Source organism: Thalassospira profundimaris (assembly GCF_003326795.1).
In the GTDB taxonomy this organism is placed as follows: Bacteria; Pseudomonadota; Alphaproteobacteria; order Rhodospirillales; family Thalassospiraceae; genus Thalassospira; species Thalassospira profundimaris_C.
In genome coordinates this window covers 108,002-134,466 of record NZ_JPWI01000001.1, presented here as the reverse complement: position 1 = coordinate 134,466, position 26,465 = coordinate 108,002, and the positions used below count along the sequence as shown (strand labels likewise).

Sequence of the window (26,465 nt, the reverse complement as noted above, 5' to 3'; positions counted from 1 at the left end):
CGATGCGCCGCATCGTCCTGCACGCTGTGCCTTGCCAAACGACGCGCCAAAATCAAACAAAGTGCATCAGATCTAAAGCATTATGCTCTCGGGCTCTTTATGCAAGATGTACGACATTTTGCATAAAGAGCCGTCGGAGCGCCTAACAGGCGATTCGGGGCCCGACGCAATCAGTGGATTGCGTCTATGACAGGAAGCGTCGCGAAAATGCGTCCCTTCCTGAACTGTATCGATAAACGAAAGGCGTCACTCCAATGAGCGATCAGGTCAAAAAGGTGGTGCTTGCCTATTCAGGCGGGCTTGATACCTCGATCATCCTGAAATGGCTTCGCGAGCAGTATAACTGCGAAGTCGTGACCTTCACCGCCGATCTCGGCCAGGGCGAAGAGCTGGAACCGGCCCGTAAAAAGGCTGAGATGTTCGGCGTAAAACAGATCTTCATCGAAGATCTGCGCGAAGAATTTGTCCGCGATTACGTCTTCCCGATGTTCCGCGCCAACGCTCTTTATGAAGGCGTTTACCTGCTCGGCACCTCGATCGCGCGTCCGCTGATTGCCAAGCGCCAGATCGAAATCGCCGAGGAAGTCGGCGCTGACGCCGTTTCCCACGGCGCAACCGGCAAAGGCAACGACCAGGTTCGTTTCGAACTTGGCTATTATGCCCTTAAGCCGAATGTAAAGGTCATCGCGCCCTGGCGTGAATGGAACCTGAATTCGCGTACGGCTCTTCTGAACTTTGCCCGCGAACACCAGATTCCGATTTCGGCCGACAAGCTTGGTGGTGACGAGCCGCCCTATTCGACCGATGCCAACCTTCTGCACATCTCGTACGAAGGCAAGGCGCTGGAAGATCCGTGGGTCAAGCCGAACGAAGGCATGTTCGAGCGCACCGTTTCCCCGCAGAACGCCCCCGATGCGATCACCACGATCGAAATCGAGTTCGAACAGGGTAACCCGGTTGCGGTCAATGGCGAACGCATGAGCCCGGCAACCCTTCTGACCAAACTGAACGAAGTTGCTGGCAAGAACGGCATCGGTCGTCTGGATCTGGTCGAAAACCGTTATGTCGGCATGAAGTCGCGCGGCGTTTACGAAACCCCGGGCGGCACCATCCTGTCGGTTGCACATCGTGCCATGGAAAGCATCACCCTTGATCGTAACGCCGGTCACCTCAAGGACGAGCTGATGCCGCGTTATGCCGAGATGATCTATAACGGTTACTGGTGGTCGCCGGAACGTCAGGCCCTGCAGCGCCTGATCGACGAAACCCAGCGTACCGTGAACGGCGTTGTTCGCCTTGATCTTTACAAGGGCAACGTCACCGTTACCGGTCGTAAGTCGCCGAACTCGATCTACTCCGAAGAGCATGTCACGTTCGAAGCCGACACCGTCTATAACCAGCGCGATGCAGAAGGCTTCATCAAACTGAACGCCCTTCGTCTGCGCCTTGGTTTTGACCGCGACGGCGTGAAGTAAGTTTTCCGCAAGAGATTGCGGATGGGGAAGCGAGGGGCATTTTTGCCCCTCGTTTTCGTTTCCAAGCCCAGCTATAAAGCAGCCCATGCAGCGCTATAAATGTACCGTCGAATATGATGGCCGCCCTTATCACGGTTGGCAATACCAGGACGAAGTGATTTCGGTTCAGCGGGTTTTCGAGGCCGCAATCGAAAAATTCGCCGGTACGTTCGTGCGCGTTTATGTTTCAGGCCGTACCGATGCCGGGGTGCATGCGCTGGGTCAGGTCGTGCATTTTGACCTGCCAAAATACTATCCGGCTGAAGCGGTGATGAATGCGATCAACCATCACCTCAAACCTGATCCGGTTGCGATCAAGGAATGCGAGGAAGTCACAGAAGACTTCCATGCGCGGTTTTCATCCAAGAAACGTTACTACATGTATCGCATCATCAATCGCCGTGCGCCGCTGACCTTCGAGGCGGGGCTCGCATGGGGGATTTACAAACCTCTTGATATTGATGCGATGAATGAAGCGGCCCGGCATTTGATCGGTACGTTTGATTTCACCACATTCCGGGCCACCGAATGTCAGGCCAAAAGCCCGATCAAGACGCTTGAGAAACTTGAAATCAAACGCAGTGAAGAAAATCCGCTTGAAATCCGGGTCTATACCGAAAGCCGGTCCTTCCTGCATCATCAGGTCCGCAATATGGTCGGGACCCTTGTGCTGGTTGGCAAAGGGGCCTGGAAGCCGATTGACGTCAAAACCGCCCTTGAGGCCTGTGACCGCCGGGCAGGCGGCCCGACCGCACCGGCCGATGGCCTGTATTTCGTCAAGGTCGATTACTGACGGCGGACATATCCGCGACCATTCCCATACATCTTAAAACGCGTGGCCCAGGGGCTGCGACGTTTGTCACGCCTTGCGTCAAGCTGTCTGAGAGCGGTTTGGGCTGATGGCTGATTGTGGTAAACTATTCAAACGTATAATTATTTATACGTAAAGATTAATTGTGTTATTTTAATTTTTATAAGGATTCAAATCCCGGCGCCAAGACCTTCGAGAAATGTGAACAATAAACCATTCACTGGCATGCCTCATTTTACCGGTGATGGTGAAAAGTGAGAAAGCATGTCCAAAAGTCTTATCCTGAAAGTTGCGCTTGCCGCTGTTCTCATCCTTATGGGCGGGATCATTTTGCTCGGTGTTCTGATCATGCAAAGGGTCGATCAGAAGGTGTCGGCAGACAGTGTGTCATCACAGAAGCTTAATCTGCGGATTGCCGCGATGTTGCTTCAGGATGCAAATCCTGATTTCAGGATGACGATCAGCAAGGATGGTGAAACATCCAATCTGGTGATGAGCGAAATTCCCGATCTGTCATCCCATGAACTGATTGATCGTATCGGGACGGCAACCGGCGAAACCGCCACGGTCTTTGCCTATGTCCCGGCCGAACAGGATTTTGTTCGTGTTTCCACCAATATCATCAAACCCGACGGCAACCGTGCAGTTGGTACCATGCTTGGCAAGGGCAGTGCTGCATATCAGCCGATCATGTCGGGTAAAACATTTCGCGGTGAGGCCCTTATTCTGGGCACTGAATATATCACGCAATACAGCCCGATCATGACTCCGGCGGGCGATGTTCTGGGTATCCTCTATGTCGGTATCAAGAAGGCAGACGTTGCCGCAGTATCAGATGAGATCGTCTTTCGTATCGCTGTGGTCGGACTGATTGTTGCCGTTGCGTCGGCTGGGCTGCTGTTCCTGTTGCTGCGCTGGCAGCTTGGACCGCTTCGGGTGCTAAGCCAGACGATTTCGCGTTTTGTCGACCGTGATTTCAAACAGGAAGTTTCCTTTACCGATCGCAAGGACGAGATCGGCTCGATTGCCAATGGTCTGGTGCGCTGGCGCGAAACAGCAGCCAGAATCGACGAGGCCGAGGAAGCCCGTGCGGTGGCAGAACAACGTGCCGAACAGGAACGTCTTGAACAGCGCAACCGTCTTGCGGTTGAACTTGAACAATCGATTGGCCAGATCGTGAGCTCGGTGCGTGAAGCCACGGGCGGCATGTTGAAATCGACCGCAAGAATGCGGGACTCTGCCAATCATTCGGTCAGTCAGAGCCAGAAGGTTTCCGATGCCGCCAATGATTCGGCGCGCAATGTGCAAACTGTTGCTGCTGCCACCGAAGAACTGTCTGCGTCGATCAGTGCGATTGGCGGGCAGGTCAGTGAGTCAACATCAATTGCCGAAACGGCGGTGGGTGAAGCATCTCGGGCCAATGAAATGGTCGGTGGTCTGGCCGAGGCCGCAGAACGCATCGGCGAGGTGGTCAGTCTGATCAATGATATCGCTGCCCAGACCAATCTTCTGGCATTGAACGCAACGATTGAGGCCGCCCGTGCCGGTGAGGCTGGCAAAGGCTTTGCCGTGGTTGCACAAGAGGTCAAAAACCTTGCCAACCAGACGGCCAAGGCGACTGATGAAATTGCCCAGCAGATCGGGGCGATTCAGGACGAGACCAAGGTGACAGTCGAAGCGATCGAGAAAGTGACCCAGACGATCTCGTCGATCAGCGAAATCGCCAATGGCATTTCATCGGCCGTGAACGAGCAAAACTCGGCCGTAAACGAAATTGCCAACAGCGCGACCAGTGCGTCATCGGGATCGACCGAAGTCGTCGCCAATATCGATGAAATCCACGAAGCAGCCACCGAAAGCGGCGCTGCCGCGGGGGAACTTGATACAACGGTCGCGGCCCTTGCCAAACAGATCGACACCCTTCAAGGCACGGTATCGGACTTCCTCTCGCAACTGCGCGCGGGCTAGTTTAGACACAGCCGACAGAATGAAAAGGTGGGCCTTGGCCCACCTTTTTTGCTGCGCTTTGCGCATCTGTACGATCAGGCGTAGCCGAAGAATTTGAAGATTTCTGTATTGGTCGGAAGTGTCACTTTCTCGATGTCAGGATATTCCTGACGCCAGACTTCGTTGGCGTAGTAGTTTCGGTAAAATGCCGAATCCTTGTTGGCCTCTTTCGTTGATTTTGTCAGCTCGCGAAATATGCTGGCCGGGTTATCAAGATAAGGTTTCAGGTTCTCGAATACCTGTTTCTGGTCTGTGACAAAGTCTTCAAACTTGATGACGGTAAAGCCGATACCGTTTTGTTCGAGCTTGGTCATCAAATTGCGATAGGAGCGCAGTTTGGCGACATAGAGCTCAAGCGGCTTGTAGGTTTTTTTCGGCAAGTTATCCCGACCGACGGTTTCCCAATCCATCTTTGAAAAATCAACCAGATTGTCGGGCATGGCCGAGAGCAAATGATACGGCTTTTGAAACAAGCCGATGAGCCAGGACAGCGGATTGCGAACGGTAAATACGAAATGGACGTCATTCCCGATGTCATTGACGTCAAAATATGTTGCCGCATGTTTCCACTGTTCGAGAACCGGGCGTCCTTTGAAAGCAGCATCAATCAGCTGCTCTTTTCCCTTCGTCGAAATGCCAAGGCTCATCATAACCGCAAGGTTTTTACGGGCTTCCGGTGAGACCTCAGCCAGAACACTTGGCAGAATGACAGACTGGGAATTGCCCCGGATAACAGACATCAGGGCATTCGTTCCCGTGTTGCGTTCGCCAAAGACCTTGATTTTCATCCCAGTTCCTTTGTGCCATTTGCTTTTTGCGACATCTCGTTACAGCGAATCTCATTGAGAACACGGTAATGACAAGCGGTTAACAAAGACATGCATGCTTTTTCATCGTTGATCCCGCAATAAAGAAAGTTCTTATCCAAACATCCAGTGCCACAGGAACGGGATGGTCAGGGCGGTGGCCATGGTGTTCAGGCCCATGGCAAGGCCGGAAAATGCGCCTGCGGTTTCATTGACCTGAAAGGCGCGTGCGGTTCCGATCCCGTGTGCTGCAACACCCATGGCAAAGCCGCGTGCGCGCCAGTCCTTGAGCCGGGCAAGATTCATCACCGTCGGGCCAAGGGTTGCGCCAACGATGCCGGTTGCAATCACGCAAACGGCGGTCAGGGCCGGTACGCCGCCAATTTCCTCGGCAATGCCCATGGCAACCGGGGTTGTCACCGATTTCGGGGCCAGCGATGCCAGGGTTTCGGGGCTTGCGCCCAGTGCCCATGCCAGAATGACGGTACTTGCACTGGCGACCAGTGATCCGAACAGAACACCGAACGCGATCACCGGCAGGGCACGTTTAAGCGTCGCGGTCTGGCGAAACAATGGGACGGCCAGGGCCACGGTCGCCGGACCCAGCAGGAAGTGCACGAACTGTGCGCCTTCGAAATAGGCGGCATAGGGCGTGCCGGTCAGATGAAGCACAAGCGCAATCAGGGCAATGGCAATCACCACCGGGTTACATAGCGGGTTACGGTTGCTTTTCTGATAGAGCCAGAAGCCGATGGCATAGGCGACAAGCGTAATGGTCAGGCCAGTCAGCGGCTTGGTCGACAAATAAACCCAAAGCTGGGTGATATCGGTCTCGTTCATTGCGCGTCCTCCGCCTTTTCAACCGTTTCCTGTTTGGGGAGCAATTTCGACATCAACAGTGCGGTCAAAACCATTGCCAGCAAGGTCGAGATGATCAGGGCCGCAGCAATCGGCAACCAGTCGCCTTTCAGACGATCAATCTGGGTGACAACGCCAACACCGGCCGGGACAAACAGCAACGAAAAATGGATCAGAAGGTTGTCGGCGGCATCTGTCAGAATCTTTGGCGGTTTTCGTTTGATCAGAAGGCCAAAGAATAACAGAACCAGCCCGATGACCGGGCCGGGAACCGGCAGGTCAAAAAGCTCCGAGACCACCTCGCCAAAAAGCTGGCAGACAAGGATCAGGGCAAATGCAGCAATCATGAACGACCTCCCCACAGGTGTTTTGATTTGATGTTATCTGCAACACATAATGCCTGTGAGGGTGTTCGACTTTTATTAATTACGAAAAACGCCCGTGCCGGACCGGCACAGGCGTTTGAAATTGCGGTGATTTATACTGCGCTCAGGCTTGCCGACATTCGGTGCTTGAGGCCAAACAGGTTCCCGCTTGCGCGGGAACGACGGGGTTGGTGTGTCGTCATGCCCGCGAAGGCGGGCATCCATGCCTCATGCGATCACAGGATTTCCAGAACATTTTCCGGAGGACGGCCCAGAACCGCCTTGTCGCCATTGATGACAATCGGGCGTTCAATGGCGCGCGGATGGGCGCAGAGCGCCTCGATCAGTGCGGTGCCGGTCAGATCGGCTATGCCTTCTTCGCGAGCTTCTTTCTGGCGCAGGATGTCTTCGGGCTGCAGGCCAAGTTTGGCGAGGATATCGGAAAGTTCCTTTGGGCTTGGCGGGGTATCAAGATAGGTGATGATTTCGGGTGTGATACCCTTTTCCTCGATCAGGGCAAGGGTCTGGCGCGATTTCGAGCAGCGCGGATTGTGATAGATGCGGACCATCTTGGGGGCTCTCCGAATCAAAAACTGAATGTCCCTTGATAGCGGGCATTTGCCGATCAGGCAATTCCGGCGCCGTCAAACCGGGTGCGATCAAATCCCGTCGATCATTGAAAGCAGATCATTCAGCTCATCAAGGTCACTATTGATGATACGGGTTGCGGTGTCATAGCCAAATCCCTGCCGGGCAAGAGCGGCCATGTCCTTTTCCCGCTTTTCCTCGCGGATATCGGGTCTGCGCCATGGGCCAAGACGACGGCGTCTGGCATAGGCAGCGGCGGCGGCAATATTGGGATCGGTGCCGCGGACTTCTTCGTAGGCGGCCTGATCGGCCTCGGCCCGAAGATCGCGGATGGCGTCATCGATCTGATCCGATGCGATGCCGCGTGCGGACAAATCCGCGGCGATGACGCGCATGGCCTTGCCCTTGCGCAACAGTGATCTGGCACGGCCGTGTGCATAGGCGTCATCATTGATGAAACCGGCCTTCTCGCAGGCAGAAAGAACGGAATTCATCCATCCGATGGCCTCATCGGGATCGGTGCCATATTCGGCAACAGACAGGCGGATTTTACCGCGCATCAGTTTTTCAAGCCGGGCACGGGACGCGGCAAAGCGTTCAAGATACCAGGTGGCATAATTCATCAGATAGTCACGGGTGACTTTGCGCGGACGTTTGGGGTCGCGCTTTTTGTCTTTGCTATTTTTACCGCCAAAACTGGTAAAACGGGCATTTCCCGCAGGCTTTGTGTCGGTGCCTGACGCCAGTGTTTCCGGGCTTTGATGCTGTTTATCGACCATATCAGCCAAAATGAATGAATACGCACCCTTGCAAGGAGACCCCCACTCTCCCTATTTTACGCGCAATTGTCTGCATTTTTCCGAAGGAAGTTCTATGAAAGAGTTAGCCCCACGTCAGATGGGCGCGGTCAACTGGCTTGGTCTTTGGACACTCTATGCCAAAGAAGTCCGTCGGTTCCTCAATGTGCATCTGCAAACCGTCGGTGCACCGGTTATCACCAGTTTGCTGTTTCTGGCCGTCTTCCTGCTGGCCTTGGGCCGGGCGGTTGAAACCGTAAACGGTATTCCGTTTGCCACCTTCCTTGCGCCGGGTCTGATCATGATGACCATGGCACAGAACGCTTTTGCCAATACATCGAGCTCGATCATGATCTCGAAGGTACAGGGCAATATCGTCGATGTTCTGATGCCGCCGCTTTCAGCCGGTGAAATGGTGGCTGGCTTTGCCTTTGGTGCGGTGACCCGTGGCATTGTGGTCGGTCTTGCGACTGCGATTGGCATGGCGCTGTTTGTCGATGTCAGCATCCATAATATCTGGGCGATCCTGTATTTCGGGATTTCGGCATCGCTGATGCTGGCTCTTCTGGGGATTGCCGGGGGTGTCTGGGCCGAGAAATTTGACCATATCGCCGTTGTCACCAACTTTGTCGTCACCCCGCTTTCGTTCCTGTCCGGTACTTTTTACAGTGCCGAGAATTTGCCAGAAGCGGGCAAGATTCTGGTTCATTTCAACCCGTTCTTCTACATGATTGACGGGTTCCGTTATGGCTTTACCGGGATTTCGGATGGCACGGTCATGACCGGTGTCATCGTGCTTGCGGTGGTCAATGCGGTGCTTTGGGTACTGTGCTATCGCATGATCAAAAGCGGCTACAAACTCAAGGCATAATCGCCTGCCAAAGCCGCCATTGGCGCAAAATCACATCAAAAGGACAGCATTCAAAAGTGGATGCTGTCCTTTTTCATTTCCGCTCTCATTCTGTTATCGCAGGTCTAAGGGGTTTTTGGGACGTTGACAGGGTCAAGGAATCTCTTGATACTCCCCGGCTTCCCGGTATTCTGCCGGTGTTGACCAACTGGTCAACAAACCAATTTTTACCCTAATCAAGGAATTAAAGAAGTGATTACTCCCGTCATGCCGACCTATGCGCGGGCCGATTTGGCCTTTGAGAAAGGTGAAGGACCTTATCTCTATGCGCAGGGCGGCCGACGATTCCTTGATTTCGGGTCGGGTATTGCCGTCAATACCCTTGGCCATTCGCATCCGCATCTGGTTGCCAAGCTGACCGAACAGGTTGGCAAGCTTTGGCATACCTCGAACCTGTACCGTATTCCCGGTCAGGAAAAGCTGGCCGAGCGTCTGGTTGCCAATACCTTTGCCGATACGGTGTTTTTCTGTAACTCCGGTGCCGAGGCCAACGAGGCGGGCATCAAGATGCTGCGTCGGTATCAGCATGTATCGGGTAATCCGGAAAAGAACCGCATTCTGGTCGCGACCAATGCGTTCCATGGCCGGACCCTTGGCACGCTGACCGCAGGTTACAGCGACAAGTACCGCGAAGGTTTCGGACCAATGCCCGAGGGCTTTGATCGCGTCGCCTATGGCAATCTCAATGAATTGCGCAATGCGATTACGCCCAATACCGGTGGTATCCTTCTGGAGCCGATCCAGGGTGAAGGCGGCATTTGCCGTCCGCCGGAAGGCTATCTTGAAGGGGTGCGCAAGGCCGCTGACGAGTTCGGCATGCTGGTGATGTTTGACGAAGTCCAGACCGGTGTTGGCCGTACCGGCAAGCTTTATGCCTATGAGTGGTCGGACATGACCCCGGATATCATTTCCTCGGCCAAGGGCCTTGGCGGTGGTTTCCCGGTCGGGGCACTTCTGGCGACGGAAAAGGCCGCTGCGGCCCTTCCGGCGGGCATGCATGGCACGACCTTTGGTGGCAATCCGCTTGCCATGGCAGCCGCCAATGCGGTGTTGGACGAAGTTTTGAAACCCGGCTTCATGGACCATGTTCTGGACATGAGCCAATTGATCCGCGATGGGCTTGACGCCATTGCCCGGAAACATCCGGGCTTCATCGAGGAAATCCGTGGCATGGGTCTGTTGTTGGGCATGAAGACTGTCCCGACCAATGTCGATGTTGTCGCCAAACTGCGCGAGCTGAACCTGTTGACAGTTCCGGCCGGCGATAATGTGGTGCGTATTCTGCCGCCACTCAACATCACCAAATCCCATGTTGACGAAGCGCTTGCTGCCATTGAAGCAGCAGCCGCAGCTCTGGCGAAATAAGGGCGCAGGAAGGAAGACTTAGCTATGACTGATATCCGCCATTTTCTTGATCTCGACAAACTGCCGTCGGGAACATTGAAAGATATTCTCGCCCTTGGCGATTCCGAGAAGGCCGGTAATGCCCCGTTCGGTGCAAAGCCGCTTGCGGGCAAGACGCTTGCGCTGATTTTTGAAAAACCGTCGACCCGTACACGCGTTTCGTTTGAAGTCGGGATGCGCCAGCTTGGTGGCGATGTGGTTATTCTTGATGCGGAAAGCAGCCAGCTTGGCCGCGGTGAGACCATTGCCGATACGGCACGCGTCCTGTCGCGTTTTGTCGATGCGATCATGATCCGTACGACGGATGAATCGAAGCTTTTCGAAATGGCGAAATATGCGACGGTTCCGGTGATCAACGGCCTGACCGATCAGAGCCACCCGTGCCAGATCATGGCCGATCTGATGACCATCAAGGAACATAAGGGCAAGCTTGAAGGCCTGAAATTCGCCTGGATCGGCGATGGTAACAATGTGTCGGCATCCTTTATTCATGCGTCGCCGAAATTCGGCTTCTCGCTTGATCTGGCCTGCCCGGCGGGTTATCGCCCCAATCAGGGCCTGATTGAAAGTGCCAATGCCGAAGGTGGCAAGGTGCGCATGACAGATATGGATAGCGCCCTTGAAGGTGCTGACGTGGTTGTGACCGATTGCTGGGTTTCGATGGGTGACGAGGATTATGACGCCCGTATGGAGGCCTTGGCACCTTATCAGATCAATGCAAAAACCATGGCACAGGCCAAGGATGATGCGATCTTCATGCATTGCCTTCCTGCACACCGGAATGAGGAAGTCACCGACGAGGTGATTGATGGTCCGCAATCGGTCGTCTTTGACGAAGCTGAAAACCGTCTGCATGCGCAGAAAGGGGTTCTGCTATACTGCTTTAACGGCTTGCCTTCCTGAGTCTTGCGCCTAAATAAGACGCAACGAAATTGAAAAGGGCGGCTGTTGCCGCCCTTTATTATGGCAGTGGGCAGGGGGTAAAGCACCTCGACTCACGGGGTTGGTATTGTTATACGGCCCCAAACATGCAAAACACCGGAAGCCGAACATGCAGATCGCAGTCGATTTTTGCCAGCCTTTCACGCTGGATCATTCCAATATCCGTGGCCGCTTTGCGCGGCTTGGACCGACGGTGCAGACCATTATCGGCCAGCACAATTACCCGCCGCTTGCCAATCATCTTCTGGGCGAGATTATCGGGCTTGCGGTGCTGCTGTCATCGTCGCTGAAATATGAGGGGCTTTTTACCCTTCAGACGTCGTCAGACGGCCCGATCAGCATGATGGTGGTCGATGTTGACAGCGACGGGAATGTGCGTGCCTGCCTGCGCGTCGATGAGGCCCGCCTGAATGCCATGATCGCCGAGGAAGAAGGCGGCGAGGATGCACTGCGCGGCAAGGTCCTGAAACTGATGGGACGCGGCCATATCGCCTTCACGGTCGATCAGGGTGGCAGTCATGACCGCTATCAGGGCATTGTTTCACTGGAAGGCGAAACGCTTTCGGAATGTGCCGAGGCCTATTTCCGTCAATCCGAACAGCTTGAAACATCATTCAAGCTTGAAGTTCATTCTGGCGAAACCACGGCGGATTGGTGGGTTGGCGGCTTGTTCCTGCAGAAAATGCCGGTTAGCGCGTCGGGCGATGCCGCAAACCCGGAACAGGCCGAAAAGATTGCCGAAGACTGGAACCGTTCGACCATTCTGATGGCCAGTGCGACCGAAAACGAACTTGTTGATATCTCGCTTTCGGCCCATGACCTGATCTGGCGTCTGTTCCATGATGAGGAGCCGCGTGTTTACGAACAGGCGAACCTTCAGTTCAAATGCCGTTGTTCGCGCGAGAAAATCGAAGGCGCGCTTGCGTCCTATCCGCTTGAGGAACTGCTTTCGATGCGCGAAGAGGATACCGGCGAAGTTGGCGTTTCCTGCCAGTTCTGCAATGCCCATTACGGCTTTAGTGAAGCAGACCTGCGCGCCCTTAAGGCAGAGAACACGCCGTCGGAGTAATCCAAAGGCCCTTGTTAAATTTCAGGCAGTTAGGCCGTCATAGCCTTGCCTTAATCATCTTGCAACGTCACCATGGCTATAAACGCCGTGGTGGCGTTTTGTTTTGGCACTTTATACGTTGTTTTCGGCATCTGAATAAAAGGCAGGGGAGTTTGAAGTCATGAAGCTTTTGTCCATCAATGGTCTGCGTACCGTGGTTGCGGGTGCGGCACTTGCCCTGATGGCAGCCTGCACCAGTGCACCGGTGGCAAATTATCCCGATGTGACATGGCGGCATCTGACGCCGATCATCTTTGCCGCAGGCCCGATTGAAAAGGTTGCTGCCTGGAGCAATACCGAAGACGGATCGATTGCATCAGACCTGCCATTCAGCCTTGGCAATATGGCGATGAACTGGCCCGATGACCGCATCCAGACTGCGGGCACCAGCGATATGCTGCGCTATTCCGTGACCGAGGCATCCGTGATCTCCAGCGCCCTTAAAACCACCAAGGGCATCAAGGGGGTCTTTACGGATGACCAGTCCGACAAGATCGAGCTGAAAGTCGCTGCCAAGCTTGAACTTCTTGATGCCAATGGCGTTCAGAAGGGCGAAGTACAGGCAATGGCCGCGCGGTCGCGCACGCTTTCGGAATCGATGTCGGTCTCGGAACGTGAGCAGGCGATCTATGACGCGACCGCTGCCTTGCTGATGGATCTGGATCGCGAACTTGAACGCCAGATCAACGCCAATCTTGGGCGTTTTATCCTGCATTGATCGGGATCAGAATAATTGTATGACAAAAGCCCGGCAGATGAACTGCCGGGCTTTTTATTTGTCTGATGATTGAAGTTCGCGCTGACCTAGCGGAACATCATCACCGGCACATGGCAGGACCGGACCATTTCGGTGGTGGTGCTGCCAATGATCAGGTTGCGGATCCGCGAATGGCCATAGGCCCCCATAACCAGAAGACCGATGTCATCGGCCTCGATCTTTGCCTTGATCACGTCTTCGGGCTCGCCCGATGCAAAGCCGGCATCAACGCTATAACCTGAATTGCGTAGAATGGCGGCAGCCTGATCAAGCTTTTCCTGCAGGATATCGGTGGCTTTGCCAACCGACAGAAGCGTGCAGGGCAGATCGGCAAACAGTTTGCCCGCTGCAATGTGGCGCACGGCCTTCATCACACTTTCGCCGCCATCAAAGGCAATCAGGAACTTGTTGATCGGCTTGAACGCGCGGGATGCGACCAGAACCGGTTTGGTGGCGGCACGCACCACACGTTCAAGGTTTGATCCCAGATGCAGCTTGGCGAAATCGGCGGCTTCACCGCGTTTGCCAACCACAATAAGGTCCGCATCGCCTTCAAATTCGGCAATGGCTTCGACCAGATCACCGTGGCGCAGCTTGGTGCCGACATTGGCAAGACCGGCTTCTGCAAGTCCGGTTTTGGCGTCTTCAAGCAGCAGGCGACCGCGTTTGAGTTCGAGCTTGTTTTTCTGCTCGTCAAGCTCGGCCAGTTCATTGAGCAGGGCGGTACGTGCGCCAAGCTTGAGATTGCCGCTCAGATCAGCGGGTTCCGAGCTGACTGAACGACGACCAAGCACATGCATCAGTTCAACCGATGCATCGGTGCGTTCGGCCACCCAGCGCGTCAGGTCACAGACACTTTGCGAATAGCCCGAGCCGTCAATCAGTGCGATCAGATGTGTCATGGATCGTTTCCCTTTTTCCGGTCAGTGGCCTTAATGGCCCATCAGGCGTTCAAGCGCGCCGGGCTTGTCGTGGATGGCCAGTTTATCGACAATTGTCTCGCTGGCTTCATTGAGACCGATCAATTCGACCTCGGCCCCTTCACGGCGGAATTTGAGCACGACCATATCAAGGGCGGCAACACTTGAAATGTCCCAGATATGCGCGTGGCTGACATCAATCGTCACTTTATCAAGGGCTTCGCGGAAATCGAATGCCTTGGTGAAGTCTTCGACCGAGGCAAAGAAAATCTGGCCACGGACTTCATAGGTGCGATGGGTACTATCAGCCGAAAGCGTGCTGGTGATGCGGAAAATCTGCGCGATCTTCCAGGCAAAGAAAATGCCCGAAAGCAGGACACCGATCAGAACACCGATGGCAAGGTTGTGCGTGCCGACAACCGTGATCACGGTGGCCAGCATCACGATGGACGAGCTGCGCGGATGTTCGCGCAGGTTTTTGATCGACGACCAGCTGAATGTGCCGACCGATACCATGATCATGATGGCAACAAGGGCCGCCATCGGAATGATCGCGACCAGATCGCCAAGCACCACAATCAGGATCAGAAGGAAGATACCGGCAAGGAAGGTCGAAAGCCTGCAACGGCCACCGGATTTGACGTTGATTACCGACTGACCGATCATCGCACAACCGGCCATGCCACCGATGAAACCGGTAAAGAAGTTGGCGATCCCCTGACCATAGCATTCACGCGTACGGTTCGACGTCGTGTCGGTCAGATCATCAACGATCTGGGCAGTCATCAGACTTTCAAGCAGACCGACCGCCGCGACCGCCGCCGAATAGGGCAGGATGATCAGGAAGGTATCAAGGTTCAGCGGCACGTCCGGCAGATAGATCGCCGGGAAGGCATCAGGCAGGGCGCCCATATCGCCAACAGTGCGCAGACCACCATCAATGAACAGCGAAATGATGGTCAGAACGATGATGCAAACCAGCGGCGACGGGATGATTTTGGTGATGCGCGGGAACAGGTAAATGATGCCAAGACCGCCCGCGACCATCACATAGGTCATGTTCGACACACCGATCAGTTCGGGCAACTGGGCCATGAAGATCAGGATTGCCAGGGCGTTCACAAAGCCGGTCATCACCGATTTCGAAACAAAACGCATCAGATTGCCGAGCTTGAACGCCCCTGCCAGCATCTGGATCAGACCGGCAAGAATGGTCGCCGCCAACAGATAATCAAGCCCGTGCTCACGTACCAGCGAGCCCATCAGAACCGCGGTCGCCGCCGTTGCCGCCGAAATCATGCCCGGACGCCCACCAAAGATCGCGGTGATGACCGCAATCGAGAAGGAGGCATAAAGCCCGACCTTGGGGTCAACACCGGCGATGATCGAGAAGGCAATGGCTTCCGGGATCAGGGCAAGGGCGACCACAAGGCCCGAAAGCACGTCGCCGCGAATGTTGCCAAGCCACTCAGCCCGCAAACGCGGAAGCAAATCGGTATTCACAGACTCTCTCCAGTCACTATTTCGTTTTGTCACGCCATGCGGCGGACAAGCAATTCATTGGCATTTCAGAAAATTCTTTGGGCGGATCGCTGTTTCATCACTGCCGCGCAGACAACATGGGCACCGAAATTTTTCAGGCTGGTCGCAGGCAGGAATTTATTGAAACAGTTCTTACATCGGCCCGGTGTCCGTCACAGGAAGATCAATATTGCTGCGTCGCAGCGGGGGTTTTCTTATAGCAATTCCATAATTGACACAACCGGCAATTTCCCGGCGGCAGGTTTGCAAGAGGTCAGGAGGCAAAGCCGACATGGTCGGGGAATGGCATTTTATTTGCCCAATCGGTCAGATCCAGCGGCGCTGTTTTGTTTTCGCTGCGGTAGTTCCGCGGAGCGGTACCAATAACCTGTTTGAATGCGGTGCTGAAGGCGCTTTCCGAGGTGTAACCCAGAGACAGGGCAATCGTCGCGATTGTTTCATTGGTGTCGCGTAAAGCTTGTTCAGCGAGGCGCATGCGCCAATTACGCAGATAGCCAAGCGGCGTGACGCCAACCGTTTTGCGAAAACGTTCTGCAAATCCGGTGCGGGACATGCCGACTTTATGAGCGAGCTCTTCGAGTTGCCATTGGTAAGCCGGATCGTCGTGCATCAAGTGCAAGGCAGGTGCGATGTGTTTATCGGCCAAACCCCGCAGCCAGCCCACCGGGATCATGTCACATTGTTCGATATAGGCACGCAAGGATTGTACGAAAACAAGCTGCGCCAGTTGCGTGCTGGCGATCTGGCTGCCGATCTTTTCGTTTGCCATTTCCCGTGCAAGATGCTGAAGCAACCAGGTGATCGTCCCCGCCGCACTGTTGCTCGCCGGGATCAGGAGTTGTTTTGGCAGGGCATTGACGAGGATATCTCGACCGATCTGATTAAAATCAATATGGCCACCGATTAAATAGAAATCGATGTCCTGGCCGATCGTCAAGATATTGTCAGCTTTTTCCCCTGATTGAAAAACGGAACTGATTTCAACAGGGGTCACATCAGGATCGCTGAAGATGGTGAATCCAGTCGCGCCATTTAACAGCAAGACATCACCGCATTCGAGCGTAATGAGACCCGGATCATCGAAGAACCGCAATTGAGCACAACCTTCGACAATGGCGATGAATTTCAACTTGGTTGGTGGTGGAAACGAGAACCCCCAGGCGCCACCAATCTTCAATCCGCCCGAAAGAATGGCAGTTGCATTGACAAGCTTCAGAGAGCTTGAGAGTGGATCACCTATCATTTGTACGATCTCGAAAGTTTAATGTACCAATTATTATTAATAGTACAATTGAGATGCATTACAAAGGGGCTTGTTCACAAAGGAGATCCCTAGATGACAGAACAGGCACCACTTCAGAGCAAATTTGGCGCAGCTTCGACGGCTGCTGAAATTATCCAAGGTCACAATCTTTACGGAAAAGTCGCGGTGGTGACGGGCGGTTATTCCGGCATCGGTTTAGAAGTTGCCAGACTTATGGCCCAGGCCGGTGCGAAGGTTATTTTGCCCGCCCGCAATCCTGAAAAGGCACAAACTGCAATCGAGCCTTATGCGGATCTGAACATGGAAATTGTTCCGATGAACCTGATGGATCCAGAGTCAATCACGGCATTCAGCCAATGGTTTGCGCAGACGGGTCAGTCCTTGGATATTTTGATCAACAATGCGGCCATCATGGCTTGTCCGTTGATACGTGATGACCGGGGGTTTGAAGCACAGTTTTCAACCAATCATCTTGGACATTTTCAGCTGACTGTCGGTTTGTGGCCTGCGTTGCGAATGGCAGGTACGTCGCGCGTGGTGACGGTTTCTTCACGCGGCCATTTCCGTGGTCAGGTCGATTTTGACGACCCGAACTTCATGTCCCGGGCATATGACCAATGGGAAGCCTATGGGCAGTCAAAATCTGCGAATGCGTTGTTTGCGATGGCAGTTGATCGGCGTGGACAATCAGATGGTATCCGGGCGTTTTCGCTGCATCCGGGTGGAATTGTCAGTACCAATCTGGCCCAGTTCATGACGGATGACCAAATCAAGGCAACAGGGTTTGTCGACGATAACGGAATACCCATCATCGATCCGGAAAACGGTAAAAAGAATATATACCAGGGGGCGGCAACCACAATGTGGTGCGCTATCAGCCCTGAGCTTGAAGACAAAGGCGGGGTTTATTGCGAAGATTGCAACATTGCGCCGATAACAATTACGGATCAGGGCGTACGTAAAGGTGTGCGGCCCTGGGCATGTGACGCCGACATTGCCGAACGTCTTTGGAAGCTTAGTGAAGAATTGACCGGCTTTGGTCTTTCGTAACGCGCTTGTCGATGATGGAAAAAGCCCGATGCGCAAGGGCCTGCCCTGTTCAGGGGCCTTTGTCGCATGCGGGACAAAGGCCTTGAATGGCGAGGTGCCCTGTTGGGTTTGGTCAAACCGTCGGGACTGTGCCGCCATCAATAACATATTCTGTACCAGTGATCGCGCCCGCGCGATCAGAGGTGACAAAGGCGATCAGGTTGGCGACTTCTTCGGGGCTGGCCGGACGGCCAAGCGGGATCCCGCCCAGCGAGTCCATGATGATCTTTTTGCCGCCTGCATAGTCAGTCCCGGCTTGGGCTGCCAGTCGCTCGGTCAGGCGCACGGCGGCTTCTGTTTCAATCCAGCCCGGTGAAACCCGCACGACCCGGACACCTTTGGGCGAGACTTCTTTCGAGAGGGACTTGCTGTATGTCGACAAGGCGGCCTTTGCCGCCGCATAGGCGGTTGTCGATTCCGGTAGCGGCAGTTGTCGTTGAATGGAGGAGACGTGAACCACCACGCCATGCCCCTGTTTGATCATGTCGGGAACAAGCTGTCGGTCCAGACGCACCGCGGGAAACAGGTTCAAATCAAGTTCCTGATGCCAGTGCATATCTGAAAGGGCGCCAAACCCGCCAGCAGGAGAAGATGACCCGCCGAGCATGTGGACAATAATATCAACCCCGCCAAGCCGTTGCCGTGCCGCTTCGGCGACTGATATGCATCCTTGATCCGTTGTCAGATCGGCGGCGATAAACGCATCTTCGGGAAGGGTTTCGGGGCGGGAACGTGCGGCAGTGATCACGTTTGCGCCAAAGTCGCGGAACAGTTGGAAGGTTGCAGCGCCTGCACCTTTTGTGCCGCCGGTTATCAGGACGCGTTTTCCGGTGAGTTTCAGAAAATCTGTCATTATTCTACACCCATCTCGGTGATCTTGCCGTCTTTGACGTGGAAGAAATAATCGAGTGTGACCGGACTGTTGGGGAAGGTGCCACTGACCTTGGCGCGCACGGTGACCCTGTCGCCATTTGTGTTTGCCTCGATCGGTTCGGCAACATGGTTGTACTTTGCCTTGGCCGCCAGCCACCAGGTGCGTATTGCGCCCGTGCCGGTATGGTTTTCACCTTCGTCATGAACAATTGCGTCTGATGAGAAAATGTCGGTCAGAAGATCGGCGTTTTGGCCTTGATCAGCACTGAAATAGGTTTTCACGGCATTAGGCATATCCATCATCTGTCTCCGTATTGGTGATTGATTGTTCGACAGATAGTCCTGAAATATTGTATCAACAATAAGGATAATTCTTCATGTAGTGATGAATGGATCGGGATAATGGATCGTGTCGTATTGAACGATCTGGATGCTGTAATGGCAATTTCCAGACGGGGAACGTTTCGGGCGGCGGCGGTTGACATGGGCGTGTCGACGACTGCACTCAGTCATGCCATCGGGAAGCTTGAGGCGGGTCTTGGTGTTAGATTGTTCAATCGCACAACACGCAGTGTTTCGCTTTCGGATGCAGGCAAACTGTTCGTTGAACAGGTGGGCCCGGTTCTTCAGAACATGCATGATGCACTTGAAGTTGTGCGTTCCCAGCGCGAAACGCCATCTGGCACCATTCGGATCAATGCAGCCCCGTTCGCAGCCCGCGAAGTGATTTCGCCACTTGTGTTCGAGTATCTGCGGCGGTTTCCGGACATGCATGTTGATGTTGTGACGGAAGGGCGGCTGGTTGACATTGTTGCGGAAGGTTTTGACCTTGGCGTTCGCATCCGGGATCTCATTCCCAGTGATATGATTGCAGTACCGCTTGGCAATGCGCAAAAATACGCCATCGTTGCATCACCCGAATATTTCGCGCATCACGGCAAGCCAATGGTTCCGCCTGATCTTTTGAACCACAAATGTGTTCGTGTTCGCTTGCCGGACGGGTCGGTTTTCCGATGGCGGTTTGAAAAGAATGGGGAAGCCGTTCAGATTGATGTGAACGGACCCGTGACGCTCGATGAGGCAAGTCTGGCGCGGGCCGCAGTTTTGGAAGGTGTCGGGGTCGGATGCTTTATCGAGCGAGACGTATTGGCGGATATCGAATCAGGGAGACTTGTTCGCGTTCTGGAGGACTGGACATTCCCACTATCCGAGCTGTGTCTTTATTATCCCGGACGCCGCAACCTATCGGCAGGACACAAAGCATTCATCGCGCTTGCGCGTGAACTTGGCCGTCGGGGTGCAGGGCAAAGAAACGGTGTGTCGCCAGTCGAACTGTAAGGGCCATCTTGTCCGTCGGGGATTTGTGCGTGTCCATTGAATAAGAAAAGCCCGCCGAAATCTCGGCGGGCTTTCTGTGTGGATCGATCTTGAGGGATCGGACCTTAGCGATTCTGGCGGTTTTCGATCAGATCGTCGACCACGCCCGGATCGGCAAGGGTCGAGGTATCCCCAAGCTGATCATATTCGTTAGCGGCAATCTTGCGCAGGATACGGCGCATGATTTTGCCCGAACGGGTTTTCGGCAGACCCGGAGACCACTGGATGAAGTCCGGGCTTGCGATCGGGCCGATTTCCTTGCGGACCCATTTGACCAGCTCAAGACGGAGCTCCTCGGTCGGTTCTTCACCGGCATTAAGGGTGACATAGGCATAGATACCCTGACCCTTGATGTCGTGCGGAACGCCAACCACGGCGGCCTCGGCAACCTTGGCATGGGCGACAAGCGCGCTTTCGACTTCGGCCGTGCCCATACGGTGACCAGATACGTTGATCACGTCATCGACGCGACCGGTGATCCAGTAGTAACCGTCATCGTCACGACGGGCACCGTCGCCGGTGGTGTAGACATTGGCGAATGTGCTGAAATAGGTCTGGATGAAGCGTTCATGGTCGCCATAGACCGTACGCATCTGACCCGGCCAGCTGTCCTTGATCACAAGGTTGCCATCGGTCGCACCGGTCAGTTCCTTGCCCTCGTTATCAAGAAGGGCAGGCTGAACGCCAAAGAACGGAAGCGTTGCCGAACCCGGTTTAAGGTCGGTTGCGCCCGGAAGCGGGGTAATCAGGATGCCGCCGGTTTCGGTCTGCCACCAGGTATCAACAATCGGGCAATTCCGTTTGCCGACATGCTCGTGATACCATTCCCAGGCTTCGGGGTTGATCGGTTCACCAACCGAACCAAGGATGCGCAAGCTGGACAGATCGGCCTTGTTTACCCACTGTTCGCCTTCGCGCATCAGGGCACGAATGGCGGTTGGTGCGGTATAGAAGATGTTGACCTTGTGCTTTTCGCAGACCTGCCAGAAGCGCGATGCGTCCGGATAGCTCGGCACACCTTCGAACATCAGGGTCGTGGCACCATTGGCCAGCGGGCCGTAAACGATATAGCTGTGACCGGTCACCCAGCCCACATCGGCCGTACACCAGTAAACATCGCCTTCGTGGTAATCAAAGACATACTGATGGGTCATGGACGCATAAACAAGGTAGCCACCCGAGGTGTGCAGAACACCTTTCGGCTTGCCGGTCGAGCCCGAGGTATAAAGAACAAACAGCGGGTCTTCGGCATTGACTTCGGTCGGCGGGCAGTCGGCGGATGCCGCTGCGCAGACTTCGTGATACCAGACATCGCGGGTGTCGTTCCATGCAACGTCCTTGCCGGTGCGTTTGACGACGACCATTTTCTCGACCGATTTCACGCCCGGATGAGAAAGCGCTTCGTCCGCATTGCGCTTGAGCGGAACCGCACGACCGCCACGCAGGCCTTCGTCAGAGGTAATGACAACCTTCGCACCGCAATCCTCGACGCGACCGGCAAGGGCTTCGGGTGAGAAGCCGCCAAAGACGATGGAATGGATCGCACCGATGCGCGCGCACGCCAGCATGGAGACAGCGGCTTCGGGGATCATCGGCAGATAAATGACAACGCGGTCACCCTTGCCAACACCCATCGATTTCAGCGCATTGGCGAAACGGCAGGTGCGCTCGTACAGATCGCGATAGGTGATATGTTCGGAAACGTTGGGATCATCGCCTTCGAAAATGATGGCGGTCTGATCGCCGCGCTTTTCCAGATGGCGGTCAAGGCAGTTGGCGGCAACGTTCAGCGTGCCGTCTTCATACCACTTGATATAGAGATCCTTGGCGTCATAGCTGACATTTTTGACTTTGCTGTATGGCTTGATCCAGTCAATGCGCTTGCCATGTTCGCCCCAGAAGCCATCCGGGTCCTCGACCGACTGTTTGTACATGGCGTCGTATTTTGTTTTGTCGATCAGGGCATTCTTTGCGATGTCGCCGGGGACGGGATAAACGTTCGCAGACATATGTGGCCTCTTGTTCGTTTCCTGTGGTCTCGTAATGCGCCGGGTGGGGGTTCCTGTTTCCGGTGTGTCGGAAAGGAGTCTGTCCCGATGCGGTATTTCGGTGCGGTTCAGGGATCGGTTTTGCCGCGGTGCCTGTTTCGTTACGGAATACAGGGCGGACAAAATGATCCTGTCGCTTGCGCCCTATGCTAGTGCGCAGAAGATATTCAGGGAATACAACTTTAGGACTGCTCAATATGGCGGATTGCCTGCCGAAATTCGGGCGCAAATGACCCGCGTATCGGCGTAGATGAATGAGATCAAGACGTACAGGTTTGGTTGGTGGCGTCGATTGTTCCTGAATATCCCGTTGATATATAGTTGAAATTTCCATTCATGCCAGCAACGGTTTACAGAAATTCGGATCTGTTTTGATCGCATTCATTTTTGTTCGGTTCTGGATTTGATGGAACAAAACAGATACAAAGAGTCCAGACGATAAACAAATGGTGGGACAATGGATCCGATTTCTTTGGCCGCAGGCGCGGTTGGCGCGGCTGTTCTGGCGCTGGTTTTCTGCATCTTGATGATCAAACGCAGCAAGGATGCCGCCAATGCCGAAACAGAGTCGCGCACCGCATTGCTGGCATCCCAGCTTGAACAGACCGAAGCAACCCGGCGTGATCTGGCAGCAGAACTGGCCGTGACGCGCGACAAGCTCGCGGAAAGTTCGGAAAAGCGGGCCATTGCCGAAACCACAGCCAACCGGGTGCCGATCCTTGAAGCCGAGATGAAGGAACTGCGTGTTGCCCTTGATCACTGGCGCGAAAAGGGATCGGAGCTTGAGACTGCACTTGAGAAAGAGCGCGAGGCGGCGGCTGAAAAACTGGCGATGCTTGAAGATGCCAAGACCAAGCTTCTTGATAGTTTCAAGGCGCTGTCATCCGATGCGCTTAAGGTCAATAACGACGAGTTCCTGAAACTTGCACGTGAAAACTTTTCGCGTTTGCAGGAAGGGGCGAAGGGTGATCTGGAAAAACGTCAGCAGGCAATTGACGGCCTTGTGAAACCCATCAAGGAACGTCTTGAGGCCTTTGATACCAAGGTTAACGAACTTGAAAAAAACCGCAAGGAAGCCTATGGCGAGCTGCGCGAGCAGGTTGGAACCCTGGTGCAATCGCAGAACCGGCTTTCGAAGGAAACCCAGACGCTGAGCTCGGCCTTGCGGTCAAGCTCGTCGGTATCGGGCAAGTGGGGCGAGTTGCAGCTTAAGCGCATTGTCGAGCTGGCCGGGATGCTCAAGCATTGTGATTTTGACGAGCAGGTCCATTTCAACACCGACGAGGGCATCCAGAAACCCGATATGGTCATTCACCTGCCGGGTGGGAAAAACATTGTGGTTGATGCCAAGGCCCCGACATCGGCCTATCTTGAGGCGATTGACGAGAAATATGACGATGAACGCCGCGAAGCATTGATGGCGACCTATGTCACCAATGTGCGCAAGGTGATCACGGACCTTTCGAAGAAATCCTATTGGAAGTCGGTCGACAGCCCGGAATTCGTGGTGCTGTTCCTGCCCGGTGAAAGCTTCTTCTCGGCGGCCCTTGAACGCGATCCGCGTTTGATCGAGGACAGTTTCCGCGATGGCGTGATCCTTGCGACCCCGACCACCTTGCTGGGATTGCTCAAGGCGGTGGCATATGGCTGGCGTCAGGAAGCATTGGCCGAAAATGCGCGCGATATCAGCGAGATTGGCCAGCAGCTGTTTGATCGTCTTGGCACGCTTGCCAAGAATTTCAGCACCATGGGCAAGTCGCTTGAAAGCACGGTCAAGAATTACAACAAGACGCTTGGTTCGCTTGAAGGATCGGTTCTGGTGTCGGCCAGGAAGCTTAAGGAAAAGCATATCGTTGCCGATGACCGCATGATCGAGGAACCCGCCCCGTCCGAAACCCATGTACGTGACATTACAAAGATGGAACTTCTGGCCGGGCCGGACGACAATCCCGCCGAGGAATAAGGGTGGATCGGGGTATCAACCGGGTGTGACATGGCTGATACCCGCCATCGATTGGCCCAGCTTTCTTGACTTGGACGTCGGGAAACCTTATCTCGAAGCGCGAAATTCGCTATAATACAGACCAGAATTCAGTTCGAAATCGGATCAGAGACCCATGGCCCTGCGTGAAATCCTTATCGTTCCAGACCCGCGCCTGAAAAAGGAATGCGAACCGGTCACCGACGTGAATGATGAGATCAGAACCCTGCTTGATGACATGCTTGAAACCATGTACGCGGCACCGGGCATTGGTCTTGCGGCACCGCAGATCGGTGTGATGAAGCGCGTTGTCGTCATGGATGTATCCGATGACAAGGACAAGCCCGAGCCGATGAAACTGATCAACCCGGAGATCATCTGGGAGTCCGAAGATACGTCGGTCTATCAGGAAGGCTGTCTGTCGATCCCGGAACAATATGCCGATGTTGAACGCCCGGCCGAGGTCGGCGTGCGTTACCTTGATGAAAATGGCAAGGAACATGAGATCGAGGCAGAAGGCCTGCTTGCGACCTGTATCCAGCACGAGATTGATCATCTTGACGGTGTTCTGTTCACCGATTATCTCAGCGCGCTCAAGCGCAACATGATCCTGAAGAAGGTCCAGAAGCTTCAGAAGACCAAAAAGTCTGCCTAACAGCCTTGGTCAACGTTTGGCTCTTTTAGCCTCCAAACGGTTCTTTCTGATGAATTCTTCAGCTTTTCGGGTTGCTTCGAAAATACTGTGTTCCTTGTGATTGTACTTTGTCAGTTCAAATAGTTTGGATCTGAATTTTTGGCTCATAGCACTGCATTGTGCTGCATAAGATTCTGCCTTTGGCTGAAGAAACTCTGGTTTTTCGACCTGGCCTGAAAGCGTGACATCTCTGACCCTTTCCAGTTCTGCGCGATAGCCCACTAGGTTTCCTAGCCAACGTCTGTGTGGATGGTCGAATTCTGAGATATTGTCGATGAGCCTCTCGAACTCAATTGGTGGTGCCTTGGGGGGGGGGATTCGAACAGGAACGCCTAGTTGCCGATGAATACAGATCGCTTCCATCGTCTCTCGCCAGCTGTCGAAATATTCAAATAGTGCCCCCAAATCCTCTATTGCTATCTCTAGGCGACTTGCGACAATTTCTCTCCTTGCATCCTCTTGCTTTTTTCTTGTCTCATTGATTTGGGCTTGGACAGCAAAGAACGCGAAACTACCGCCTAAAAGAGCAAAAACTCCGGACAATAGAGTTTCCCAGCTAACGGATGATCCAAACAAGAGTTCTGCAACTAGGATGGCGGATATACTAGTTGCAGCTATTCCGGCAACAGCGCCAGCAATAAACGAGTTTGTACTCCATTGAGCCATTGTAGCTTCACAATCTTGTTTTATGGTGTCTGTTCTTGGTTTTGCTATTTTTGAGAGAACTTGTCTACTAGCAGACTTTTGTGTCCGCCAAGTTCAAGCCGACGATCCAGCCTTCGCGTTCGCGGATGACCGGATCATCTGGCAGAAATTCGGGACGCTTGCCATCGGCGATCCGGATCAGTCCCATAACACCAACCAGCGCATCAAACGCATCATCCTTCCCCTGTTCCGGGCCAAATCCCGATTGGATGTCGGCGAGGACGGCAGGGCTTATTTCAATCCCGTTTTCGGGGGCATAGGTGCACAGATGTTTGACAGCATCTGCACGGCTTTTCTGATTTGATTTAGTTAACTCACTTATGCCCAGCCAGTCATAGATCTCACCGGGATAGGTTTCAATCAGCGTGACGCCGGGTTGAGCAGAACAGGTTGCAAGATCACCATCAAACGGCCAGATATGAAAGCCGTTGCGATATCCGGGTATGACCAGATGTTCAAGACCATGGAGCATGCCCTTGCCGACCTGATTGGCCCCCAATGTCCAGAAGGACGGGCAGGCGGCGTTGCGTTTGTCGGTCGGGAATTCACATTGGCGATGCAGATCAGTGAAATCAGACAGCCCAAGGGCCGAAACAAGATGTTCGCGCTTTACACTGCCCTTGATGCACGATGATTTCGGATAGAAGGGACGCCGGTGGGAAATCTGGTCGGGGGTTTCACAGACGTCGGAGAATTCGCGCCAATCCTTGGTAAATAGCAGATCCGTGAGTGTCTTGAAGTCGGCGATATTTGCGCCATCATACCAGTAGCGGGCAAAGCCGATGGGCATATCAAGTCCCAGCCAGATGCGCTGGTCCCGGCCACGCTCGGACATGGAATGGCGAAACTGGTTCAGCATCCCGACCGGTTCGATCGCATGTATTTGCCAGCCGCTTGTTATCCGGCGGGCTTTGGCCACCCAGCGGGCCTTGACCGATATGCTCCAGTCGGCGTGCCAGATATGATCAACCGGGTATTTGCGCGGCTTGAATAAGGCTTGGCTTGTCATTTCGACAAGATAGCGCCAAATTGCCGCCCTGGAATAGCAAAGACCACCGGTCTTGCCCCGATTTTGTGATGAATGCCCAATCTTGTGATGAATGGA

Annotated in this window: 25 protein-coding genes; 12 read left to right on the top strand and 13 right to left on the bottom strand. The window is 54.2% G+C overall.

The features are described 5' to 3' along the window. Window positions 1–254: 254 nt before the first annotated feature. The 3 genes from TH30_RS00655 (at window position 255) to TH30_RS00645 (ending at window position 4,293) form a co-directional block, all read left to right on the top strand. Entirely contained in the window at window positions 255–1,475 is a 1,221-nt protein-coding gene (locus TH30_RS00655; RefSeq protein ID WP_114096180.1) for an argininosuccinate synthase, read from the top strand. An 85-nt stretch (window positions 1,476–1,560) separates the two neighbouring features. Continuing rightward, window positions 1,561–2,307, top strand: coding sequence for a tRNA pseudouridine(38-40) synthase TruA (gene truA / locus TH30_RS00650; protein WP_114096179.1), 747 nt, complete (start codon window positions 1,561–1,563; stop codon window positions 2,305–2,307). A gap of 282 nt (window positions 2,308–2,589) precedes the next feature. Then, window positions 2,590–4,293, top strand: coding sequence for a methyl-accepting chemotaxis protein (locus TH30_RS00645; protein WP_114096178.1), 1,704 nt, complete (start codon window positions 2,590–2,592; stop codon window positions 4,291–4,293). A 74-nt stretch (window positions 4,294–4,367) separates the two neighbouring features. On the opposite strand, the gene TH30_RS00640 is transcribed toward TH30_RS00645, so the two are convergent. The 5 genes from TH30_RS00640 to TH30_RS00620 form a co-directional block, all read right to left on the bottom strand. Continuing rightward, window positions 4,368–5,120: a hypothetical protein gene (locus tag TH30_RS00640; protein WP_114096177.1), complete on the bottom strand. Its 753-nt coding sequence runs from the start codon at window positions 5,118–5,120 to the stop codon at window positions 4,368–4,370. 132 nt (window positions 5,121–5,252) lie between these two features. After that, window positions 5,253–5,978, bottom strand: coding sequence for an LrgB family protein (locus TH30_RS00635; RefSeq protein ID WP_114096176.1), 726 nt, complete (start codon window positions 5,976–5,978; stop codon window positions 5,253–5,255). Further along, window positions 5,975–6,343 carry a CidA/LrgA family protein gene (locus TH30_RS00630; RefSeq protein WP_114096175.1) on the bottom strand — a complete coding sequence of 123 codons (369 nt, stop codon included), beginning with the start codon at window positions 6,341–6,343 and terminating at the stop codon, window positions 5,975–5,977. Before TH30_RS00630 ends, TH30_RS00635 begins: the two co-directional genes overlap by 4 nt. 254 nt (window positions 6,344–6,597) lie before the next feature. Further along, a complete protein-coding gene (gene arsC, locus TH30_RS00625; RefSeq protein WP_114096174.1) occupies window positions 6,598–6,930 on the bottom strand; it encodes an arsenate reductase (glutaredoxin) in 333 nt (110 codons plus the stop codon). 90 nt (window positions 6,931–7,020) lie between these two features. Then, window positions 7,021–7,728 (bottom strand): regulatory protein RecX, encoded by a 708-nt coding sequence (locus TH30_RS00620; protein WP_114096173.1) that lies wholly within the window; start codon window positions 7,726–7,728, stop codon window positions 7,021–7,023. A 94-nt stretch (window positions 7,729–7,822) separates the two neighbouring features. On the opposite strand from TH30_RS00620, the gene TH30_RS00615 reads away from it, so the two are divergent. The 5 genes from TH30_RS00615 (at window position 7,823) to TH30_RS00595 (ending at window position 12,828) form a co-directional block, all read left to right on the top strand. Further along, complete coding sequence (locus TH30_RS00615; protein WP_114096172.1) at window positions 7,823–8,617, top strand: ABC transporter permease; 795 nt, start codon at window positions 7,823–7,825, stop codon at window positions 8,615–8,617. A 246-nt stretch (window positions 8,618–8,863) separates the two neighbouring features. Beyond that, window positions 8,864–10,021 (top strand): aspartate aminotransferase family protein, encoded by a 1,158-nt coding sequence (locus tag TH30_RS00610; RefSeq protein ID WP_114096171.1) that lies wholly within the window; start codon window positions 8,864–8,866, stop codon window positions 10,019–10,021. A 24-nt stretch (window positions 10,022–10,045) separates the two neighbouring features. Beyond that, window positions 10,046–10,963: an ornithine carbamoyltransferase gene (gene argF, locus TH30_RS00605; protein ID WP_114096170.1), complete on the top strand. Its 918-nt coding sequence runs from the start codon at window positions 10,046–10,048 to the stop codon at window positions 10,961–10,963. A 148-nt stretch (window positions 10,964–11,111) separates the two neighbouring features. Further along, window positions 11,112–12,071 (top strand): Hsp33 family molecular chaperone HslO, encoded by a 960-nt coding sequence (gene hslO, locus TH30_RS00600; RefSeq protein WP_114096169.1) that lies wholly within the window; start codon window positions 11,112–11,114, stop codon window positions 12,069–12,071. 160 nt (window positions 12,072–12,231) lie between these two features. Continuing rightward, on the top strand, window positions 12,232–12,828 hold the full coding sequence (locus tag TH30_RS00595; protein WP_114096168.1) for a hypothetical protein: 597 nt from the start codon (window positions 12,232–12,234) through the stop codon (window positions 12,826–12,828). Between the two features lie 86 nt (window positions 12,829–12,914). Here the strand turns inward: TH30_RS00595 and TH30_RS00590 are convergent, their stop codons facing one another. From TH30_RS00590 to TH30_RS00575, 3 genes are all read right to left on the bottom strand, one after another. Next, window positions 12,915–13,769: a universal stress protein gene (locus TH30_RS00590; protein WP_114096167.1), complete on the bottom strand. Its 855-nt coding sequence runs from the start codon at window positions 13,767–13,769 to the stop codon at window positions 12,915–12,917. Between the two features lie 30 nt (window positions 13,770–13,799). Further along, window positions 13,800–15,290 (bottom strand): SulP family inorganic anion transporter, encoded by a 1,491-nt coding sequence (locus TH30_RS00585; protein WP_114096166.1) that lies wholly within the window; start codon window positions 15,288–15,290, stop codon window positions 13,800–13,802. A gap of 292 nt (window positions 15,291–15,582) precedes the next feature. Beyond that, the gene (locus tag TH30_RS00575) at window positions 15,583–16,572 is read right to left on the bottom strand and encodes an AraC family transcriptional regulator (protein ID WP_114096164.1); all 990 of its coding nucleotides are present in this window, start codon (window positions 16,570–16,572) and stop codon (window positions 15,583–15,585) included. A 93-nt stretch (window positions 16,573–16,665) separates the two neighbouring features. Between TH30_RS00575 and TH30_RS00570 the strand changes: the two genes are divergently transcribed. Further along, window positions 16,666–17,643: an SDR family NAD(P)-dependent oxidoreductase gene (locus tag TH30_RS00570; protein WP_114096163.1), complete on the top strand. Its 978-nt coding sequence runs from the start codon at window positions 16,666–16,668 to the stop codon at window positions 17,641–17,643. 112 nt (window positions 17,644–17,755) lie between these two features. On the opposite strand, the gene TH30_RS00565 is transcribed toward TH30_RS00570, so the two are convergent. Together TH30_RS00565 and TH30_RS00560 are read right to left on the bottom strand one after the other, a co-directional pair. Continuing rightward, window positions 17,756–18,535, bottom strand: coding sequence for an SDR family oxidoreductase (locus TH30_RS00565; protein WP_114096162.1), 780 nt, complete (start codon window positions 18,533–18,535; stop codon window positions 17,756–17,758). Next, window positions 18,535–18,855 carry a nuclear transport factor 2 family protein gene (locus tag TH30_RS00560; RefSeq protein WP_114096825.1) on the bottom strand — a complete coding sequence of 107 codons (321 nt, stop codon included), beginning with the start codon at window positions 18,853–18,855 and terminating at the stop codon, window positions 18,535–18,537. The genes TH30_RS00565 and TH30_RS00560 overlap by 1 nt, the downstream gene beginning before the upstream one ends. 102 nt (window positions 18,856–18,957) lie before the next feature. On the opposite strand from TH30_RS00560, the gene TH30_RS00555 reads away from it, so the two are divergent. Beyond that, window positions 18,958–19,893: a LysR family transcriptional regulator gene (locus tag TH30_RS00555; RefSeq protein WP_114096161.1), complete on the top strand. Its 936-nt coding sequence runs from the start codon at window positions 18,958–18,960 to the stop codon at window positions 19,891–19,893. Window positions 19,894–19,997: 104 nt separating this feature from the next. Here the strand turns inward: TH30_RS00555 and acs are convergent, their stop codons facing one another. After that, complete coding sequence (gene acs / locus TH30_RS00550; protein ID WP_114096160.1) at window positions 19,998–21,941, bottom strand: acetate--CoA ligase; 1,944 nt, start codon at window positions 21,939–21,941, stop codon at window positions 19,998–20,000. 496 nt (window positions 21,942–22,437) lie between these two features. Between acs and TH30_RS00545 the strand changes: the two genes are divergently transcribed. Both TH30_RS00545 and def read left to right on the top strand, forming a co-directional pair. Continuing rightward, entirely contained in the window at window positions 22,438–23,943 is a 1,506-nt protein-coding gene (locus tag TH30_RS00545; protein ID WP_114096159.1) for a DNA recombination protein RmuC, read from the top strand. A 154-nt stretch (window positions 23,944–24,097) separates the two neighbouring features. Then, complete coding sequence (gene def / locus TH30_RS00540) at window positions 24,098–24,616, top strand: peptide deformylase (protein WP_114096158.1); 519 nt, start codon at window positions 24,098–24,100, stop codon at window positions 24,614–24,616. A 9-nt stretch (window positions 24,617–24,625) separates the two neighbouring features. Here the strand turns inward: def and TH30_RS00535 are convergent, their stop codons facing one another. Then, window positions 24,626–25,321 (bottom strand): hypothetical protein, encoded by a 696-nt coding sequence (locus TH30_RS00535; protein ID WP_114096157.1) that lies wholly within the window; start codon window positions 25,319–25,321, stop codon window positions 24,626–24,628. A 67-nt stretch (window positions 25,322–25,388) separates the two neighbouring features. Next, window positions 25,389–26,369 carry a methyltransferase type 12 gene (locus TH30_RS00530; RefSeq protein WP_114096156.1) on the bottom strand — a complete coding sequence of 327 codons (981 nt, stop codon included), beginning with the start codon at window positions 26,367–26,369 and terminating at the stop codon, window positions 25,389–25,391. Between the last annotated feature and the right edge of the window lie 96 nt (window positions 26,370–26,465).